The sequence below is a fragment of the Rhodococcus sp. NPDC057014 genome (genome assembly GCF_042673295.1).
GTDB lineage: Bacteria > Actinomycetota > Actinomycetes > Mycobacteriales > Mycobacteriaceae > Rhodococcus_F.
Window position 1 is genome coordinate 1 of sequence record NZ_JBHUSF010000173.1, and the last position, 18,063, is coordinate 18,063.

General features: G+C 69.1%; 17 protein-coding genes. 8 read left to right on the forward strand and 9 right to left on the reverse strand.

Features of this window, described 5'->3' with window-relative positions; all coding sequences use genetic code 11:
• The 3 genes from ACFTZB_RS27765 to ACFTZB_RS27775 all read left to right on the forward strand — a co-directional run.
• A partial coding sequence (locus ACFTZB_RS27765; protein ID WP_378436141.1) for an aldehyde dehydrogenase family protein occupies window positions 1–96 on the forward strand: 96 nt, incomplete at its 5' end.
• A gap of 34 nt (window positions 97–130) precedes the next feature.
• A complete protein-coding gene (locus tag ACFTZB_RS27770) occupies window positions 131–1,021 on the forward strand; it encodes a universal stress protein (protein ID WP_378436117.1) in 891 nt (296 codons plus the stop codon).
• Window positions 1,022–1,076: 55 nt separating this feature from the next.
• Entirely contained in the window at window positions 1,077–2,657 is a 1,581-nt protein-coding gene (locus tag ACFTZB_RS27775; RefSeq protein ID WP_378436119.1) for an APC family permease, read from the forward strand.
• On the opposite strand, the gene ACFTZB_RS27780 is transcribed toward ACFTZB_RS27775, so the two are convergent.
• The gene (locus tag ACFTZB_RS27780) at window positions 2,617–3,228 is read right to left on the reverse strand and encodes a TetR/AcrR family transcriptional regulator (RefSeq protein ID WP_015889403.1); all 612 of its coding nucleotides are present in this window, start codon (window positions 3,226–3,228) and stop codon (window positions 2,617–2,619) included. The genes ACFTZB_RS27775 and ACFTZB_RS27780 overlap by 41 nt on opposite strands.
• 191 nt (window positions 3,229–3,419) lie before the next feature.
• On the opposite strand from ACFTZB_RS27780, the gene ACFTZB_RS27785 reads away from it, so the two are divergent.
• On the forward strand, window positions 3,420–4,400 hold the full coding sequence (locus ACFTZB_RS27785; protein ID WP_378436122.1) for a nitrilase-related carbon-nitrogen hydrolase: 981 nt from the start codon (window positions 3,420–3,422) through the stop codon (window positions 4,398–4,400).
• Window positions 4,400–5,422, forward strand: coding sequence for an agmatine/peptidylarginine deiminase (locus tag ACFTZB_RS27790; protein ID WP_378436124.1), 1,023 nt, complete (start codon window positions 4,400–4,402; stop codon window positions 5,420–5,422). The genes ACFTZB_RS27785 and ACFTZB_RS27790 overlap by 1 nt, the downstream gene beginning before the upstream one ends.
• Window positions 5,423–5,472: 50 nt before the next feature.
• Here the strand turns inward: ACFTZB_RS27790 and ACFTZB_RS27795 are convergent, their stop codons facing one another.
• The 3 genes from ACFTZB_RS27795 to ACFTZB_RS27805 all read right to left on the reverse strand — a co-directional run bounded on the left by ACFTZB_RS27795 (window position 5,473) and on the right by ACFTZB_RS27805 (window position 9,217).
• On the reverse strand, window positions 5,473–7,446 hold the full coding sequence (locus ACFTZB_RS27795) for a VWA domain-containing protein (RefSeq protein WP_378436126.1): 1,974 nt from the start codon (window positions 7,444–7,446) through the stop codon (window positions 5,473–5,475).
• Window positions 7,446–8,831 (reverse strand): sigma 54-interacting transcriptional regulator, encoded by a 1,386-nt coding sequence (locus ACFTZB_RS27800; protein ID WP_015889399.1) that lies wholly within the window; start codon window positions 8,829–8,831, stop codon window positions 7,446–7,448. Before ACFTZB_RS27800 ends, ACFTZB_RS27795 begins: the two co-directional genes overlap by 1 nt.
• 74 nt (window positions 8,832–8,905) lie before the next feature.
• On the reverse strand, window positions 8,906–9,217 hold the full coding sequence (locus ACFTZB_RS27805) for a hypothetical protein (RefSeq protein WP_378436128.1): 312 nt from the start codon (window positions 9,215–9,217) through the stop codon (window positions 8,906–8,908).
• A 199-nt stretch (window positions 9,218–9,416) separates the two neighbouring features.
• Here ACFTZB_RS27805 and ACFTZB_RS27810 point away from each other — a divergent pair, with 199 nt between their 5' ends.
• Window positions 9,417–10,382: an alpha/beta fold hydrolase gene (locus ACFTZB_RS27810; protein ID WP_378436130.1), complete on the forward strand. Its 966-nt coding sequence runs from the start codon at window positions 9,417–9,419 to the stop codon at window positions 10,380–10,382.
• On the opposite strand, the gene ACFTZB_RS27815 is transcribed toward ACFTZB_RS27810, so the two are convergent.
• Window positions 10,383–11,480, reverse strand: a complete 1,098-nt coding sequence (locus ACFTZB_RS27815) for an N-acetylmuramoyl-L-alanine amidase (protein WP_378436132.1) — start codon at window positions 11,478–11,480, stop codon at window positions 10,383–10,385.
• 494 nt (window positions 11,481–11,974) lie between these two features.
• Between ACFTZB_RS27815 and ACFTZB_RS27820 the strand changes: the two genes are divergently transcribed.
• Complete coding sequence (locus ACFTZB_RS27820) at window positions 11,975–12,208, forward strand: hypothetical protein (protein ID WP_015889394.1); 234 nt, start codon at window positions 11,975–11,977, stop codon at window positions 12,206–12,208.
• Between the two features lie 55 nt (window positions 12,209–12,263).
• Here the strand turns inward: ACFTZB_RS27820 and purH are convergent, their stop codons facing one another.
• The 4 genes from purH to ACFTZB_RS27840 all read right to left on the reverse strand — a co-directional run bounded on the left by purH (window position 12,264) and on the right by ACFTZB_RS27840 (window position 17,278).
• Entirely contained in the window at window positions 12,264–13,820 is a 1,557-nt protein-coding gene (gene purH, locus ACFTZB_RS27825) for a bifunctional phosphoribosylaminoimidazolecarboxamide formyltransferase/IMP cyclohydrolase (RefSeq protein ID WP_378436135.1), read from the reverse strand.
• Window positions 13,813–14,478 carry a phosphoribosylglycinamide formyltransferase gene (gene purN / locus ACFTZB_RS27830; protein ID WP_378436137.1) on the reverse strand — a complete coding sequence of 222 codons (666 nt, stop codon included), beginning with the start codon at window positions 14,476–14,478 and terminating at the stop codon, window positions 13,813–13,815. Before purN ends, purH begins: the two co-directional genes overlap by 8 nt.
• Window positions 14,479–14,533: 55 nt before the next feature.
• The gene (locus ACFTZB_RS27835) at window positions 14,534–16,096 is read right to left on the reverse strand and encodes a DUF6350 family protein (RefSeq protein ID WP_378436143.1); all 1,563 of its coding nucleotides are present in this window, start codon (window positions 16,094–16,096) and stop codon (window positions 14,534–14,536) included.
• Window positions 16,097–16,207: 111 nt separating this feature from the next.
• On the reverse strand, window positions 16,208–17,278 hold the full coding sequence (locus tag ACFTZB_RS27840; protein ID WP_378436139.1) for a DUF5336 domain-containing protein: 1,071 nt from the start codon (window positions 17,276–17,278) through the stop codon (window positions 16,208–16,210).
• A 126-nt stretch (window positions 17,279–17,404) separates the two neighbouring features.
• Here ACFTZB_RS27840 and ACFTZB_RS27845 point away from each other — a divergent pair, with 126 nt between their 5' ends.
• On the forward strand, window positions 17,405–18,031 hold the full coding sequence (locus ACFTZB_RS27845) for a YigZ family protein (RefSeq protein WP_124389200.1): 627 nt from the start codon (window positions 17,405–17,407) through the stop codon (window positions 18,029–18,031).
• The last annotated feature ends 32 nt before the right edge of the window (window positions 18,032–18,063 follow it).

An 18,063-nucleotide genomic window follows, 5' to 3' on the forward strand; every position in this document is an offset into this window, starting at 1 on the left:
CCGTTCGGCGGAGTCAAGCAGTCCGGACTCGGCAGCGAAGGCGGCACCGAAGGCATCGAGGAGTACCTCGAGACCAAGTACGTCGGCTTCGCGTAAACCACCCGCCCCGAGACAGAACGGAACCGTCACCATGCGATTGGTCGTTGGATATCTCGCCACCCCCAGCGGGGAGGACGGTCTGGCCCTCGGGGCACAGCTCGCCCGTAGTCTCGGCGCACAGCTCGACATCTGCATGGTTCTCCCGCCGGACCGCACGGTCCCGGCGAGAGTTCCGGCAGAAACCGGTTACGACGACATCCTCGCCTCCCGCGCGCAGCGCTGGCTGGACGACGCGAAGTCGTCGGTGCCGAGCGACATCGACGTGGACGTGCACCTGAGTTTCCACGAATCGTTCGCGCAGGGCCTCATCGACGAGGTGTCCCGGCTGGGGGCGCAGGCGATCGTCGTCGGCGCCGCCGGCGACGGCCTGCTCGGCAGGCACTCCGTCGGCTCCGTGTCGACGGAACTGCTGCACTCGGCGCACGTTCCGCTGGCCCTCGCACCCCGCGGGGCGCGGCACTCCTCCGCGAAGAAGATCCGCGAGGTGACATGCGCACTCGGCACCCGGGCCGGGGCCGACGTGCTGCTGCGGACGGCGGTGCGGACGTGCGAGCGGATGCAGACCCCGCTCCGCCTCGTCTCGCTCGTCGCCCTCGACCCGCAGAACGACCTCCGCGATCACCGGGACACCCCCGGCGACCTCCGCGACCGGGCCGTCGCCCACGCGCAGAGCACCCTCGAAGAGGCGAAATCCGCCCTTCCCGAAGACTTTCCCGTCTCCGTCACGATCGCCGACGACTCCTCCGTGGAATCGGCGGTCCGCAAACTCGAGTGGCAGGACGGCGACCTCGTCATGGTCGGCTCCAGCCGGCTCGCCCAACCTCATCGACTGTTCCTGGGATCCACCGCGGCCAAGATGCTCCGCGTCCTGCCGGTGCCCATGGTGGTCGTCCCCAAGCAGGAGTTTTCAGGCAGTGAGTAAACCGTCCGCGACACCCGCCCCGGATCCACGATCATTCCCGACCGGAGGTTCAGACATGACGAACAGCGAGGGCGCACCGGCCTCGGCCGGCGTTGCCGTGAGCACCAAAGGCCTGGCCACCGGTGCGGTCGGGACGTTCTCCGGGGCGATCCTCGGGATCTCCTCGGTGGCACCGGGTTACACGCTGACGGCCAGCATCGGGCTGATCGTCGCGGCGGTCGGGTTGAAGATGCCCGCCATCTTCATCGCCGGCTTCATCCCCATGTTCCTCACGGCGTACGCGTACCGGGAACTCAACTCCGAATCACCCGACTGCGGTGCGTCGTTCACGTGGTCGACGAAGGCGTTCGGACCGTACGTGGGCTGGATGTGCGGCTGGGGCATGGTGATCGCCACGATCATCGTTCTCTCGAACCTCGCGGCGATCGCCGTCCAGTTCTTCTATCTGTTCATCGCGAAACTGTTCGACGCACCGAGCATCGCGGACCTGCCCGGCAACAAATTCGTCAACGTGGGCACCACGCTGCTCTTCATCGCGCTCGCCACGTGGATCGCCAGCCGCGGCATCACCACCAGTGAGCGCCTGCAGGTCGCGCTCGTCGGCTTCCAGATGGTCCTGCTCATCGCGTTCGCGGTGGTGGCACTGGTCCACGTCGGCAACGGCGACGCCCCCGCCGGGCTCTCGTTCGACCTGAGCTGGTTCAACCCGTTCACGGGGCTGGCCGTCGGCGCGTTCGTGATCGGCCTGACGGGTTCGATCTTCGCGTTCTGGGGCTGGGACACCTGCCTGACGCTCGGCGAGGAGTCCAAGAACCCCAAGAAGACCCCCGGCCGCGCGGGACTGCTGTGCGTGACCACGATCCTGCTGACCTACCTGCTCGTGTCGGTCGCGGCGATGATGTATGCCGGCGTCGGCGAGGACGGTCTCGGACTGGGCAACCCGGACAACTCCGAGAACGTCTTCGGTGCCCTCGCCGATCCGGTCCTCGGCAACTGGGGCGGCATGCTGCTGTTCCTCGCGGTGTTCGTCTCCTCGGTCGCGAGCCTGCAGACCACGTTCCTGCCCGCCGCGCGGACCATGCTCGCCATGGGCGCCTACGGGGCCTTCCCCAAGAAGCTCGCCGACGTGAGCCCCCGGTTCCTCGTCCCGTCGTTCGCCACGGTCGTCGCCGGTGTGGTGACGGCGGTCTTCTACACCGTCGTCACGTTCCTGTCCGAGCGCACGCTGCTCGACACCATCGCCGCGCTGGGAATCATGATCTGCTGGTATTACGGCATCACGGCGTTCGCGTGTGTCTGGTACTTCCGGGACAGCCTGTTCGCGAGTGTCCGCAACTTCGTCTTCCGGTTCGCGTTCCCGGTCCTCGGCGGCCTCGTGCTGCTCGCGGTGTTCGTGATCTCGATCGAGGAGAGCATGAACCCGGACAACGCGAGCGGCGCGTCGATCGGCGGCATCGGCCTGGTCTTCTTCCTGGGCTTCGGCATCCTCCTGCTCGGCGCCGTGCTGATGATGGTCATGCGCTTCCGCAGTCCCGCGTTCTTCGAGGGCAAGACCCTCAACCGCGACACCTCCGCGTTGCGGGACGAGAGCGATCTCACGGCTCGTTCGGAGCCTGCGCCACCAAGCCAGCGATAAGCGTCCGCAGCCCGAACTCGAATGCTGCATCCGCCCGTCCGGGGTTCGGCCCGGACGTGGCCAGGGCGGCCCGCATGGACTCGTTCGCCTCCGGGGCGGTCGCCCAGACCACCTCGGGTGCGGCGAGGTCCAGCGCCGACCCCAGCACGAAACTGTCGACCGTCGTGATGGCGTGCAGAATCTCCTCGGGCGTGAAGCCGCCGTCCGAGAATGCCTGCGCCAGAGCGTTGTACAGAGCGAATGCCACACCGGACTGCACTGTGTGCGCGGTGAACAGGGGAATCAGCCGAGGATGCTCGGCGTAGTTGCGCCGATATTCGCGCGCCAGGCCGGCCACCGTCTCGCTCCACTTGCCGTCGGGGTCCGCCACCACGATGCCCGCCATCATGCGGGCACGCATCAATTCGATGATCTCCGCCCTCCCGGACACGTGGTTGTACAGGGAGGAGGGCCGCACCTTCAGCCGTTCGGCGAGACCCGGCATCGTGAAATCACCCGTGAGGTCCACCATGCGCATGGCGGCTTCGGTGATGATCTCCGGCGACAGCAGTCGCTGCGATGGCCGTGGCATGGGTGCCCTCCTGGTCGGTGTGTGTCACCGGCGACGCGCGCCTCGGCGCCGCCGTAGCGGCGACCAGGGCGGATACCGAAGGAATCGAAATCTTCGCTCCCCGCCCCTTGATCGCCGAGCATTTACCCACCATACTTAACGAATCCAATTCGTTTTAGGCGCTCGCCGAACCGAACATCCGAGGAAACACAATGTTGACGATCACCGCCCTCACCCCGCCCGAGTCCCTGTCGAGGACGCGCGAGACCGGACGCACCCCGCTCCGCGTCGGCCTCGTCCAGCACCGCTGGCACGAGAACGAGCAGGATCTGCGGGCCGAACTCGACGAGGGCATCGCCGCCGCAGCCACGCTCGGGGCGCGCGTGGTGTTCCTCCCCGAACTCACCCTGAGCCGGTACCCGGCCTTCGTCGAAGGCGGTGACAACCCCGGCCGCCACGCCGAGGACCTCCTCACGGGACCCACGTTCACGTTCGCCGCCAAGGCCGCCGCCGAACACGGCGTCCTCGTCCACGCGTCCCTGTACGAGCGCAACGACTCCGAGAACGGCGTCCGGTACGAGGACGGGCTCGGATTCAACACCGCCATCCTCGTCTCCCCGTCCGGCGAACTGCTCGCGCGCACCCGCAAGCTGCACATCCCCGTCACCGCCGGCTACTACGAGGACACCTACTTCCGCGGCGGCCCGGCCGAGAACCCGTACCCCGTCCACACCGCCGAGGCACTGGACGGCGTCAAGCTCGGACTCCCCACCTGCTGGGACGAATGGTTCCCCGAGGTCGCCCGCGCCTACTCGCTCGGCGGCGCCGAGATCCTGGTGTACCCCACCGCAATCGGCTCGGAACCCGACCACTCGCAGTTCGACACCCAGCCGCTGTGGCAGCAGGTGATCGTCGGCAACGGCATCGCGAACGGCACGTTCATGGTGGTGCCCAACCGCCACGGCGGCGAAGGCCTCATCACGTTCTACGGCTCGTCGTTCATCTCCGACCCCTACGGCCGCATCCTCGCGCAGGCCCCGCGCGACGAATCCGCCGTGCTGGTCGCGGACCTCGACCTCCAGCAGCGCGAGGACTGGCTGACGCTGTTCCCGTTCCTGGCCACCCGTCGCCCCGACACGTACGGCGTCCTCACCGAGCCCGTCGATCACGCATCCCCGTTCGGGAGGAACTGATGTCCTGGCGCATGCCCGCGGAAGGCGAACTGCACGAACGCACCTGGATGGCCTATCCCAGTGCGGGCTACTCCCTGGGCGACACCCCCGAGGAGCAGCACGAGGCGCGCACCACATGGGCCGAGGTGGCGCACGCGGTCGCACGATTCGAACCGGTCACCGTCGTCGTCGACCCCGGTGAGGTGCCGGCGGCCGCACAGTACCTGTCCCCCGACATCGACATCGTCGAGGCACCGCTGAACGACGCCTGGATGCGCGACATCGGACCCACGTTCGTGCTGTCCGAGGACGGACGCCTCGGCGGCGTCGACTGGATCTTCAACGGCTGGGGCGGCCAGGACTGGGCCCAGTGGGACAAGGACTCGAAAATCGGCGCCCTGGTGGTCGAGCGGTCCGGTGCCGAACTCGTCGACTCGCCGATCGTCAACGAGGGCGGCGGCATCCAGGTCGACGGCCTCGGCACCGTCCTGGTCACCGAGACCGTGCAACTCGACCCCGGCCGCAACCCGGACCTGTCGAAGGCGGACATCGAGGCCGAACTCGCCCGCACGATCGGTGCCACCACGGTGATCTGGCTGCCGCGCGGGCTGACCCGCGACTCCGACACGTACGGCACCCGCGGGCACGTCGACATCGTCGCCGCCATCCCCTCGCCGGGTGTCGTCCTGGTGCACGATCAGCGCAACCCCGACCACCCCGACTTCGAGGTCAGCAAGGCCGTCATCGACGTGCTGAAGCAGACCACGGACGCCCGCGGTGAGTCGTGGGAGATCATCACCGTCCCCGCGCCGACGGTCCTGCGCGACGAGGAGGGTTTCGTCGACTACAGCTACATCAACCATTTCGTCGTGAACGGCGGCGTCATCGCGTGCAGCTTCGACGATCCCGCGGACGAGGAAGCGGTCGCGATCCTGTCGGCCGCCTACCCGGGACGCACGGTCGTCTCCGTCGACGCCCGCCCGCTCTTCGCCCGCGGCGGCGGCATCCACTGCATCACCCAGCACCAGCCCGCCGTGCGCTGACGCACCCGTGAGTACTTGTTAACCGCGGGCGGTTGACAAGTACTCACGGGTCAGCGCCTGCGGCGCATGTAGTCGCTGACGACGGCGGCGCCGAGACCGTCCAGACCCGGCGCCACGACGCGTCCGCCGACCCGTTCCGCCATCCGGTCCACCACCCGCGCGAGACCGGGATCCTCACCGAGCCGGAAGAACGTGACGTGCGCGCCGAGCCGGGCGAGGGTGTCGAGTTCCCGGACCGTCAGACCGAGGGTCCGGGCACTCGGCGGGTAGTCGAAGTACGCGAAGCCGTCCGGCTCGAGGTGCGCGGTCGGCTCACCGTCCGTGACGATCAGGACCACCGGCTGGGCGTTGGGATGCCTGCGCAGATGCCGGGCGGCCAGCAGCAGCGCGTGGTGCAGGTTGGTGCCCTGGTCCCAGGCGCCGTCCAGGCCCGCCAGCTCCGACGGCGTCAGCACCTGCGCGTGCCTGCCGAACGAGATGAGCTGCAGTTCGTCGCTGCGGAACCGGGTGCTCACCAGATGATTCAGCGCGAGTGCGGTGCGTTTCATCGGCACCCACCGCCCCTCCATCACCATCGAGAACGACGTGTCGACCAGCAACGCGACCGCCGCCTGCGACCGCTGCTCGGTCTCCATCACCTCCACGTCCGCCACGGACAACCGGACCGGGACGCGACCGCGTTCGACCGGATCGGACGCCGCCCGCAGCACCGCGTTGGTGATGGTGCGGGTGACGTCCCACGGCTCGGTGTCGCCGAACGCCCACTCGCGGGACGCCCCCGTCGGCTCCCCCATCGCCCCGGCGCGCCGCGTCTCCCGTTGCCCGCCGCGCGAAGACAGTTGCTGCGCCACGTCCCGCAGTGCCGTCTGACCGAGTTGGCGCATCGCCTTGGGCGACAGCCGCCACTGGCCGTCCGCCCCGCGGTCGAAGAAACCCTGGTCCCGCAGTGCCTTCTCCAGTTCGGCGAGGGTCTGCGCATCCGCCGCCGCCTCGTCGCCCAGTTGCCGGGCCAGGGCCTCGGCGTCGATGTCGTCGAGTTGTGCGCCCGCGTACTGCTGCGACAGTTGCTCGGCGAGCGACTCGAGTTCCGCGATGTCCTGCAACGCCCCGGTGCCCTCGCCCAGGCCCATGCCGTCGTCGCCGCGGAACCGCTGCGCGCCCTGCCAGTCCTCGCCGGGCCGGGCGGCCTGTAGGTGCTGGTCGAGGCGGTCCAGCTGTCCGATCAGCGACGGGTCGCCGAACGCCTGCTGCGCCAGCGCGTCGAGTTCGTCGCGCTGCTCCTGCGACAGCGAGTTCCGCAGCCGCTGCGCCGCCGCCGCGCGCTGCGCCAGCGAGTCGAGCAGTTCCTCGACGTTGCGCGGGTTCTCCGGGAAGTACTCGCCGTGTTTGTCCATGAACTCGTCGAACTGCTCCTGGGTGTCCTCGCCGCGGGAATGCTTGTCGAGCAGGTCGTTGAGGTCGGACAGCATCTCCCGGATGCGTTCGCGGTCTTCCTCCGTGGCACCCTCGAGCGCCTGTTTCATGCCGGCGAACCGCTGGTCCAGCACCTCGCGGCCCAGCAGGTCGCGGATCTTCTCGTAGTCGGCACGGGCTTCCGAACTGCGCCAGTCGTAGTCGGCGAGGTCCTGCACGGCCTGCGCGGTGGACGGCGACAGTTCCTCGAGGCGCATCTCCGAGAAGCGGGCGTCGTCGTCGAGCGCGCGGGCGAGGGTCTTGCGTTCCTCGAGCACCGCGCGGTCCAGAAGTTCCCGGACCTCTTCGAGGGTGCCGTTCAGGTTGTTCCGCTTCAGCAGTTCGCGGCGGCGGCGATTGGCTTCGGCCGCGAGCTCGTCGAGGCCGCGCATGTCCCGGCTGCCGCGGCGCAGCAGCTCGCGCAGCGCCTGCCGCGGCGAACTGCCCGCGAACACGTCGTCGCCGATCGCGGCGAGCGCCTCGCGCAGGTCCACCGGCGCCGCCAGCGGATCACCGCCCTCGTACGGGCCGTACCGCGCGTTGTGCGGCCCGCGTTCCGCCTTGCGGGACATTACGAATACACCGTCTGCCCGTTGATGTCCGGGTTCTTGGAGATCCGCCGCGCCAGGTACAGCCCTTCGAGCGCGAACTCGGCCGCCGCGGCCCGCTCGCCGTCGGACTCCGCGCCCAGACGTTCGGCGAGCACGTCGAGGACCTCGAGTTCGGGCAGCTCGTTCAGCAGCGCCTTCGCCGTGATCCGTTCGCCGGTGACCACCGGGTCACCCTGTTCGACGGCGTCCACAAGTTCGGCGAGGTCGATGCCGCCGAGCCGGGTGCGGACCGTGTCGGCCGTCGCCCGCCGGAGCAGGTGTTCGAGGACCTCGATCTCACGTCCCTCCTCACCGGATTCGAATTCCACTTTGCCCCGCAGCACGTCGACGACGGTCTCGAGGTCGACGGGCCGCGCGACCGGGTCGGCCTCGCCGAGGACGGCGCCGCGATGCACCGCGGCCGCACTGACGGTTTCGGCGCCGGCCACCGCGAAGCGGGCGGACACCCCCGACCGCTGATCGACGGACGTCGACTCGCGGAGTAGCCGGGTGAACCGGGCCAGGATCTCGAGGAGGTACTCGGGCACCTCGGCGGTGAGGTGCGCTTCCTGCAGGATGACCGCGACCTCGTCGTCGAGACGCGTCGGGTAGTGCGTCCGGATCTCGGCACCGAACCGGTCCTTCAGCGGGGTGATGATGCGACCGCGGTTCGTGTAGTCCTCCGGGTTCGCGCTGGCCACCATGAGGACGTCCAGCGGCAACCGGAGGGTGTACCCGCGGACCTGGATGTCGCGTTCCTCCATGACGTTGAGCAGCGACACCTGGATGCGTTCGGCGAGGTCGGGCAGCTCGTTGATGGCGACGATGCCCCGGTGCGCGCGGGGAACGAGACCGAAGTGGATGGTCTCCGGGTCGCCGAGACTGCGGCCCTCCGCGACCTTCACGGGGTCGACGTCGCCGACGAGGTCCGCCACCGACGTGTCCGGGGTAGCGAGCTTCTCCGAGTACCGCTCACTGCGGTGCCGCCACGCGACCGGGAGGCTGTCGCCCAGTTCCTGCGCCCTGCGGATCGACGCCGGGGTGATGGGCTCATAGGGGTGCTCCCCGAGTTCGGAACCGGCGATCACCGGGGTCCATTCGTCGAGGAGCAGATTGAGGGTGCGGAGGAGGCGGGTCTTGCCCTGACCTCGTTCGCCGAGCAACACCACGTCGTGACCTGCGATGAGTGCCCGTTCGAGTTGCGGTTCCACCGTCTCCTCGAAACCGACGATGCCGGGCCACGGGTCACGACCGTCGCGTAGGGCCGCGAGCAGATTCTCGCGGATCTCTTCCTTGACGGTGCGTTGAACGTGGCCCGACTCGCGGAGCTCGCCGACGGTGGAAGGTCTGTGTTCCGATGACGTCACCACTCCACGCTACGAGGGTTCGGGCGAATCGGCACGCGGTTAACGTGCGCCAGCCCCTCCCGAGCACTGCGCGCCTACGCGGCAACCGCGCACGAAGACGCGGCGTCCAACTCGCTCCAGGCGGCACGGTAGCGCTCGAGCGTCTCCGGATCGGCCGCCGCCAGAAGCGAATCCAGCAGGAGTCGCGGATCGGCTCGCCATGCCCGGACCACGTTCGCAACCGCACGGTTGGAGAACAGACCCGACCCGGTGAGCGCAGACACCCACTCGTCGATCGCGCCCCGGTGAATCCGCTCGACGGCCTCCCGGCGGAATCCGCCGTCGACGAAGTCGAGGGAGAACATGGCGGCGACGAAATCACCGGTGGTCAACTGTACGACGTTCATGATGCGGCACCTTCCTGGAGTCGGGAGCTCGTCTCGGACGTAATCCGTTGGAACAACTGGTGATGCAGACGCTAATCGCCGAATATGTGAGTTCTGTGATGCTTCTCTGAGATCTCGGCCGCGACGCCTCCCGCCGTCGTCACGGCGGAGTGCAACGGGTGCGGCGACTGCGCGCGACGTGAACTGGTAGACAGTCCCCATGCCTGACACCGAGATCACCTTCGCCAGCGGTGCCGTCACCTACTACGGCAGCCTCCGCACGCCCGCCGACGCGAACGGGTCGGCGCCCGCCGCACTGCTGCTCGCCGGCAGCGGTCCGACCGACCGCAACGGCGACAGTGCCCTGCTCCCCGGTGACATCGGAACCCTCCGCCACCTCGCCGACGTGCTCGAACGGCACGGCATCGCGAGTCTGCGCTACGACAAGATCGGCAGCGGCGAAACCGCCCTCGGCCCGTACGAGGTGGAGGAGGTCGGCGGTCTCGGCTTCACCACCTTCGTCGACGCCGCGTCCGCGGGCCTGGACTTCCTGGCCGCCCAGCCCGGAGTCGACCCGTCCCGGCTGATCGTCATCGGGCACAGCGACGGCGGACTCGTCGCCCTCGCGCTCGCCACCGCGGAGAACGAGTCGCGGGTGCGCGCCGTCGGACTGCTCGAACCGCTCAGCGTCCGGCTCCTCGACCTGCTCACCACGCAGATCCACGGACAACTCGACGCCGTCGTCGGCGCCGGACAACTGCCGGTGGAGCTGGCCGACGAGCTGCGGCTCGCGCTCGCGGACACCGTCGAATCGCTGCGCACGTCGGGCACGATCCCCGACGACCTGCCGGAACCCCTGCAGAACGCCGGGCTGGTCCACGCCAACGCCAAGGCCCTCGCGGAGGAGGACGCTCTCGACCCCCGCGCACTGGCCGGCCGGCTGCCCTCCGGTTTCCCGGTTCTCACGAGCTGCTCCGCCAAGGACATTCAGGTGCAACTCGCGGACGTCGACGGCCTGAATGACGCCCTCGCGCACACCGCGCTGACGCCGGTGCGGATGACGAACGCCAATCACGTCCTCAAGGACGTCGGCGACCGTCCGTCCACCGGTCCGGATTACGTGGAACCGCTGCCCTACTCGGCGGAGTTCACCGAACCGTTCAGCAGGTGGATCGCGGCACTGTGATCAGTTCGCCCCGCCGGCCCCGGTGATCACGGCCAGCAACGTACTCGCCAGATCGGACACGAGCCCGAGGTTCTTGTCGTTGACGAGGTCCTCCAGCCCGTCCAGCCCCTGGACCTCCAGCAGCGGCGCGAGCATCTCCATCAGCTCGGACAGCTGCGCCGAGTCCGGTGCCGTCGACTGCGGGTTCGCCGACTTCGGGGTGGTCGCCTTCGGGGTCGTGGTGGTGGTCGACGACGCGCCGTCCTCGCCGGCCTCGGGTGCCGTGGTCGCGGCCGGCGCTGCGGCCAGCTCCTGGGCAGGCGCCGCCTCCGAGCCCGTCAGCAGGTAGGTGACGATGCCCGTCGTGATGGTGATGGCGTGCTTCAACTGGCCGTCGGTGCTCTCCAGCTGCGCGGAGTCCTCCTTGTTGGACCCGTTGCCCATCTCGACGAACACCAGCGGAACCTGGGTCAGCGCCGGACCGGCGACGTCGGCGCGGGTCTGGAGGCCGTCGTTCACGCCCGCGTAGTTGGCGGGAACGAAACCGTCGGACTTGTAGGCGTCACGCATCATCTTCGACGCCTCGAGCCCGCCCCCGGACTGCGCCGCGTCCGCCTTCTCGTCCGGGATGGGCAACGACGGGATGATCATGTGGAATCCGTGCTTGCTCGCGTCCTCACCCTGCTCCGTCGAGTCCGCGTGAATGCTCACCGCCAGATCGGCGTTCGATTCGTTTGCCGCACGAGCCCTTTCGTCGATGCACCCGCCCCACCCGGTGTCGTCCTGACGACTCAGGACGACCTTCGCCCCGAGGCTCTCGAGACTGCTCTTCACCAGCTGGGAGACGTTCCAGTTGATGGTGTGTTCGGGCACCCCGCCCAGCGACGTCATGCCGCTCGTCTGGCAGTCCTTGGTGTTGCCGCGGCCATCGTTGACCTGCTGTGCGAGGTCGTGGCCCTCGCTGGAACCCTGATGTCCGGGGTCGAGGAACACCGTCATCCCGGACAGTTCGGTGCCGGTCGCCGTCGCCGCGGGCTCCGCCGACACCTGAGCAGGGATGAGCGCGGACGCACCCAGGACGCAGGCGCCGAGGCCGGCCTTGATCGCAAAACGGTTCATAACGGGGATGGGCGCACCGTCGCAGTCCGGGCGCCACTCTCCTTCCACAGGTGCCACTCGAGTCACATCAGCCCCGAGTGAATCAGCTGCACCGCGCGTTCGTGCTGCTCGAGTCCGGATCGAAAGCAAGCTGTAACCAAAGTGGTGGGATTGACGGACGAGGTGCGGATGTGAACGGGACAGCAACTCTGGGCGAAGACTCGCTGCTCAACCGTGCCTTCCTGCGCGGTGGCCGGATAATGGAGGTGCAAACCCTCAACCGGTGCTGTACGGTCATCTACCAACCAGCAACGACACGCAGAAAGGTACGGCCATGATGCAGCTTCACGCGCTCTTCGCATCCGTACCCGCATGGCGTCGATGCTCCGCCGACAAGCACATCACCAAGTACGGCGCACCCCGAGAACGTTGAGACTCAACCAAGTCGTTCTCGGGCACCCAGGGCAAACCCCTCGGGTGCCTTTTCTTTTACCTTTCACTTTCAGGAGCACCACATGAAACTTCGCATCAACCAACTGTCCACCTCTCCCCCGTATCTGGACCTGCCGGACGACCTCACCGGTTACGCCGTCACCCTCGACCTGTCGCATTGCGACGCCGCCCACGAGGCCGGTCTGGGTGCGCTGATCAGCGAGGTCCGCAGTCGCGGCGCCGCCCGCGTGGTCATCACCGGTTCGCCGCGTGAACTCGAGGGCACCGGCCGCACGCACGGGGCCGCAGCCGCCTGACAAAGCAGAACGGGCCCCGGCGCGATGCCGAGACCCGTTCGAGAAAAGCCGGACGCTAGTGCGCGAAGTGCCGCGCACCCGTCAGGTACATGGTGATGCCGGCTTCCTTCGCCGCATCGATCACCTCGTTGTCGCGGACGGAACCACCCGGCTGCACGACGGCCTTGACGCCGGCGTTCGCGAGGACCTGCAGTCCGTCGGGGAACGGGAAGAACGCGTCGGACGCACCCACCGACCCGACCACCCGGTCACCGGCCCGCTGCACCGCGAGGTGCGCGGAGTCGACGCGGTTGACCTGGCCCATGCCGACGCCGACCGACGCGCCGTCGGAGGCGAGCAGGATGGCGTTGGACTTCACCGAACGGCACGCGCGCCACGCGAACTCGAGATCCTTCAGGGTCTGCTCGTCGGCGGCGTCGCCGACGGCCAGGGTCCAGTTGGCGGGGTCGTCGCCCTCGGCGTCGAGCACGTCGCGCTCCTGCAGGAGAGCCCCACCCGACACGGGACGCAGTTCGATTCCCGTCGCGGTGGGCGCCTGCGCGAGGAGGACGCGGACGTTCTTCTTGCGCTGCAGCACGCCGAGCGCGCCGTCCGCGTAGGACGGGGCGATGATCACCTCGGTGAAGATCTCGGCGACCTGCTCGGCCATCTCGACGGTGATCTCACGGTTCGCGGCGATGACTCCGCCATAGGCGCTGACCGGGTCGCAGGCGTGCGCCTTGCGGTGCGCCTCGGCGATGTCGGCACCGACCGCGATGCCACACGGGTTCGCGTGCTTGATGATCGCGACGGCCGGCTCACTGAAGTCGAACGCCGCACGCCACGCCGCGTCACCGTCGGTGTAGTTGTTGTACGACATTTCCTTGCCGTGCAGCTGCTCGGCCTGCGCCAGACCGGCCGGGGCAGCGGAGTTCACGTAGAGGGCCGCGGCCTGGTGCGGGTTCTCCCCGTACCGCAGGACGGCGGAGCGGTCCCAGGTGGCGCCCGCCCACTCGGGGAACTGCGAGTCACCGCTGTCCACCAGCGTGGACGTCATCCAGCTCGCGACCGCGACGTCGTACGACGCGGTGTGCTGGAACGCCTGCGCGGCGAGGGCGGTGCGCTCGGGCAGCGTGAAACCACCACCGGCGATCGCGGTGAGCACGTCGTCGTAGCGGGCGGGATCCACCACGACGGCCACCGACGGGTGGTTCTTCGCGGCGGCGCGCACCATGGACGGGCCGCCGATGTCGATCTGCTCGACGCATTCGTCGGGGGTCGCACCCGAGGCCACGGTCTGGGTGAACGGATACAGGTTCACGACCACCAGCTGGAACGCCTCGATGCCGAGCTCCTCGAGCTGCGCGAGGTGCTCCGGCTTCCGGGTGTCCGCGAGGACGCCGGCGTGCACCCGGGGGTGCAGGGTCTTGACCCGGCCCTCGAGGCACTCGGGGAAACCCGTCAGCGCCTCGACGGGGGTGACCGGGATGCCGGCGTCGGCGATCTTCGCTGCAGTCGACCCTGTCGACACCAGCTCGACGCCTGCCTTGTGCAGGCCCGTAGCCAGTTCGACCAGACCGGTCTTGTCGTAGACGCTGACGAGCGCTCGGCGTACTGCCTTGCGTTCACTCACTGGGGATCACGGCCTTTCGTCCATCGGAAACAACTCCACGGGTGGCGACAGCGGCGATGACGTCCGCCAGCAACCGTCGCTCCACAGTCTTGATGCGCTCGTGCAGGGTCGACTCGTCGTCGCCGTCGAGCACCGGCACGGGCTCCTGCGCCAGGATCGGCCCGGTGTCGACCCCCGCGTCCACGAGGTGGACCGTCGATCCCGACACCTTGACGCCGTAGGCCAGCGCATCCGGGACCGCGTGCGCGCCGGGGAAGGCGGGCAGCAACGCGGGGTGCGTATTGATGATGCGTCCACCGAAGCGGTCCAGGAAGGCGGGGCCGAGGATCTTCATGAATCCCGCCGACACCACGAGCGACGGCTGGTGCGACGCGACGGCCTCGGTCAGCGCGACGTCCCACGCGGCACGGTCGGCATGCTCGCGCAGGCTCAACCGGAAGTGCGGAATGCCCGCCGCGTTCGCATGGGTGGTCGCGTCGCAGTCGCGGTCCACGCCGACGGCGACGATCTCGGCGGGGTACCCGTCCGTGCGCGTTGCTTCGATCAGCGACCTCAGGAGCGTTCCCGCACCGGAGGCGAGTACGACGATCCGCGCCGGCGAACCGGTCGTGGGCCTCAGGTGGTCACGCGAGGAAGTCAGCGCTCTACTCCTGAACAATCGAAAGGCCGGGTGAATCGAAAGGGGGCGGTCGCATCGTCGACCGACCAAGAGCCTAGTCGCTGGGGGTTGCGGGCCCGCGGGGCAGGTCGGCTTCCGAGGCGTTGACCGCCTTACCTGGCCCCTCCGGTTCTGCCGTCGACGCGTCCTCCTCGACCTCGGCGTCCACCACGACCTCGGCCTCGGCGTCGGTGTCCTGCGGTGCGACGGCGGCTGCGGGCGCTTCGGTGTCGTCAACGAGTTCGGCCTCGATCACCCGGCCGGGGGCGGCCGCCGGGACCTCCGGCTCCTCGGTGATCGGGGCGGCGATCGCCGGAACCTCCTCCGCGCCGGGAAGGTGCGGTTCCTCGTCCTCAGTGTCGGCCTCGTCGGCGGCGCCCCGGCTCCGGTGCCAGGCCACGACCACCGCCGTCACCGCGCCCGCGAGCCCGAGCCACGCGAACGTGAGCAGCCCGAACGCCCACCAGTTCAGCTCCACCGTTCCGAAGGCGCCGAGCCTTCCCCCGGACACCAGACCGAGCACGGCCGTCGCCGCACCCACACCCCCGGCGGCGGTCAGCACGGTGAACAGCGCTTCCTGCCCAGCGACGCGACGTCCGCAGTCGCGTCCGAGCATCACGCCGATCAGCAGTGGAATCACCAGCAACGCCGGCCAGGCACCACCCGACACCCCGTCGGGAACCGCACCGAGCAGCGGCAACGGCGGCAGCGCACCACCGACGTTGCCGAACACACTGACCGAGACATCGCCGATCTGCGCGGTCCCGCCCATGACGGCGGCCGCGGCACCCACCACCACGTTCGGCAGGTACAGCACCGACAGGATCGTCAGTCCGAGCGTGCCGACGACGCCGTCGCCGCGTTCGAGCAGCGACCCGACCGTGGACCACTCCAGCAGCAGCGAGATCGTGACCAGCACCGCGCCGGCACCGACAATCGCCGACATCGCGCGCAGTCCCGGACGCACCGCGTCCCGGACCCACGACGGAACCTGCGCACCGAGCGTCGGCCACATCGCGACCGTCACCCCGATCCCCGCCGCGAGCAGGTGCACCAACAGCACCCACCCGAACGCGGCGAGCGCGTTCGGTGAGGACAGCGGGATCACCGCCGACGCGTCCGCGATGACCGCGAGGGCGATGGCCGTCACGACCAGCGGTCCGGCCACCGCGGCGCCGATCACCTGCAGAGCGTGCCGCCGCGAGGACGCCGGATGCACCACCGCCGCGCATCCGCGGGCGACGGCCCACATCATCCCCGCCGTCGGGATCAGAGGGAGGACACCGAGAGACGTGCCGTCGATCGTCAACGGCACCTGGTGAATCGCCAGCCACGACGCCGCGATGGCACCGAACGTTCCCGTGAGATCACTGTTCGCCGCCACCAGCGTGACGACGACGAGCGCGGACAGCAGGACGACCGTGACCCCCGCGGGCCGGAACGCTATCGCCAGCAGCGCCCGCATCTCGTCGGCGTCGGGCACGGGACGCTGTCGCGGGGCACGCCGCTCATCACCACGGCCGGCACGCCGCTCGTCGTCACGGACGGCTCGCCGCTCGTCGTCACGGACGGCTCGCCGTCGTGCACCCTGTGCGACGCGCTGAGCACGATCAACCAAAGAACTCATCCCCTCGAGAGTGGCACTCCGACGCCGCGACAGCGGTCAGGCGCGCCGCACAGAAGTGGCCTCCGACCAGGTTCGGTCAGAGGCCACCTGCTGGATGGACCGCTACTTGTCGTCCCTGTCGGCGCGCGTGTCGAACGCCTGCGTGGGCGCGCTGTACCCCTCCGATTCGGACTTCTCTGCCGATTCGGCCGGCTTCGCCTCGCTGGACGGCTGCTCGCCGTACTCCAGAGTGCGCTCCACGGGCGAGGACTCGGACGGCGACCCGTACGCCGGCGCCGCGTGCTGCGCCGAACCGTAACTGGTCCCCGCCGGGTACTGCGAGCTGGGCGTCCCGGTGGGCTGCGACGGCATCGGCGGCTGCGAGTACCCCTGGTACTGCGGCTGCTGGTAGGCGGTGGTCGGGGCGTCGTACGACGCGGATCCGGCACTCGCGCCCGCTCCGTAGCCCGGCTGCTGGGGCTGTCCGTAACCCTGGGTGTAGCCCGGCTGGCTCTGCGACGGCTGGCCCTGCTGGCCGTAACCCTGCTGGCCGTAGCCGGGCTGGTTCTGCTGCCCGTAACCGGGCTGCGACTGGCTCTGCTGCCCGTAGCCCTGCGGGGCGCTCTGGCCGTAACCCTGCGGCTGCTGCTGTCCATACGACTGCTGCGGGCCCTGCCCGTACCCCTGCGGGGCGCCCGGGCCGTACCCCTGCGGGGCCTGGCCCGGCTGACCGAAGCCCGCGGCCGCGGCCGGCTTGGGCGCCGGCTGCTTCAGCACGCCGATGTCGAACAGCACCGCCGCGACGGCCACGGCCGACTGGATGAAGCCGAGAACGAGGATCAGGATTGCGCCCCAGCCGGAATCCGCGTCGACGTTCAGGAAGACGAACAACGCGACGACCCAGCCCGCGACGGACGCCGCCGCGGCCGCACCCGCATAGGAATGCTTCGGCAGAAGGGACGCCGCGGCGAGCAGACCACCGAGGAACAGCAGTCCGAGCCCGTCCGTGTTGGCTTCGAACGAGTTCACGGATTCTCGCGCCAACGTGGCATAGGGCGCGAATCCGAGCAGCAGGTTGAGGACACCGAGAACTGCGACACCGATCAGAAGGAAGAAGCCCAGGCCTTTCGATTCTCCCCCTGCAGTCGGTTGCGCGGGCGGACCGTAACTCGGCCCTCCGGGCGTGAACGTCATGACTTCTCCTAGTCGACAAGTGGTCGTCTGCGTGCGCTCTTCCGACGCTAGCGTACGGATACCCGTCGGTCACTGCCGTCACTCGCGGCACGCAGCACCGGGATCAGGGCAGGAGACAATGGTCCGGTGCCGTACACCCTCGCTCCCCGCGCCGCCGATCTCACTCTCGAGACGGAGGTAAAGCATTCACGCTTCATCGCGGCCCTGCGGCGCGTCGAGGACGCCGACGCGGCGCAGGCTTTCGTCCAGGACCGACGCGGCGCGTATCCCGATGCGCGACATCACTGTTCGGCGTTCATCGTCGGCAACGGGCCGTCCGACCGGGTCGAGCGCGCGAACGACGACGGCGAACCCGGTGGCACCGCGGGCATTCCGATGCTGCAAGTGCTCAAGGCCCGCGACCTCGTCGACGTCGCGGTCGTCGTGACCCGGTACTTCGGGGGAATCAAACTGGGGGCGGGCGGACTGGTGCGCGCCTACTCGGGCGCGGTGGCCGCCGCGGTCGATGCCGCACCGCTCGTGCGGAGGGAACGTCGCCACCTGCACACCCTCGCCGTCGGTCACGCCGAGGCGGGACGCGTCGAGTCGGAGTTGCGGGGACGGGGCGTCGTCGTGGTGGACACGGCGTACGCGGAATCCGCGGTCCTCACCCTCGCGGCGAGGGACTCTGCGGAGCTGGCCGATCTGGTCGCTGCCGTCACGTCGGGAACGGGGACACTCGATCCGGCCGGGGAGATGTGGGTCGACGCCTGAACGACCCGTGCGTGGTTGACGAGTCTGTGGAC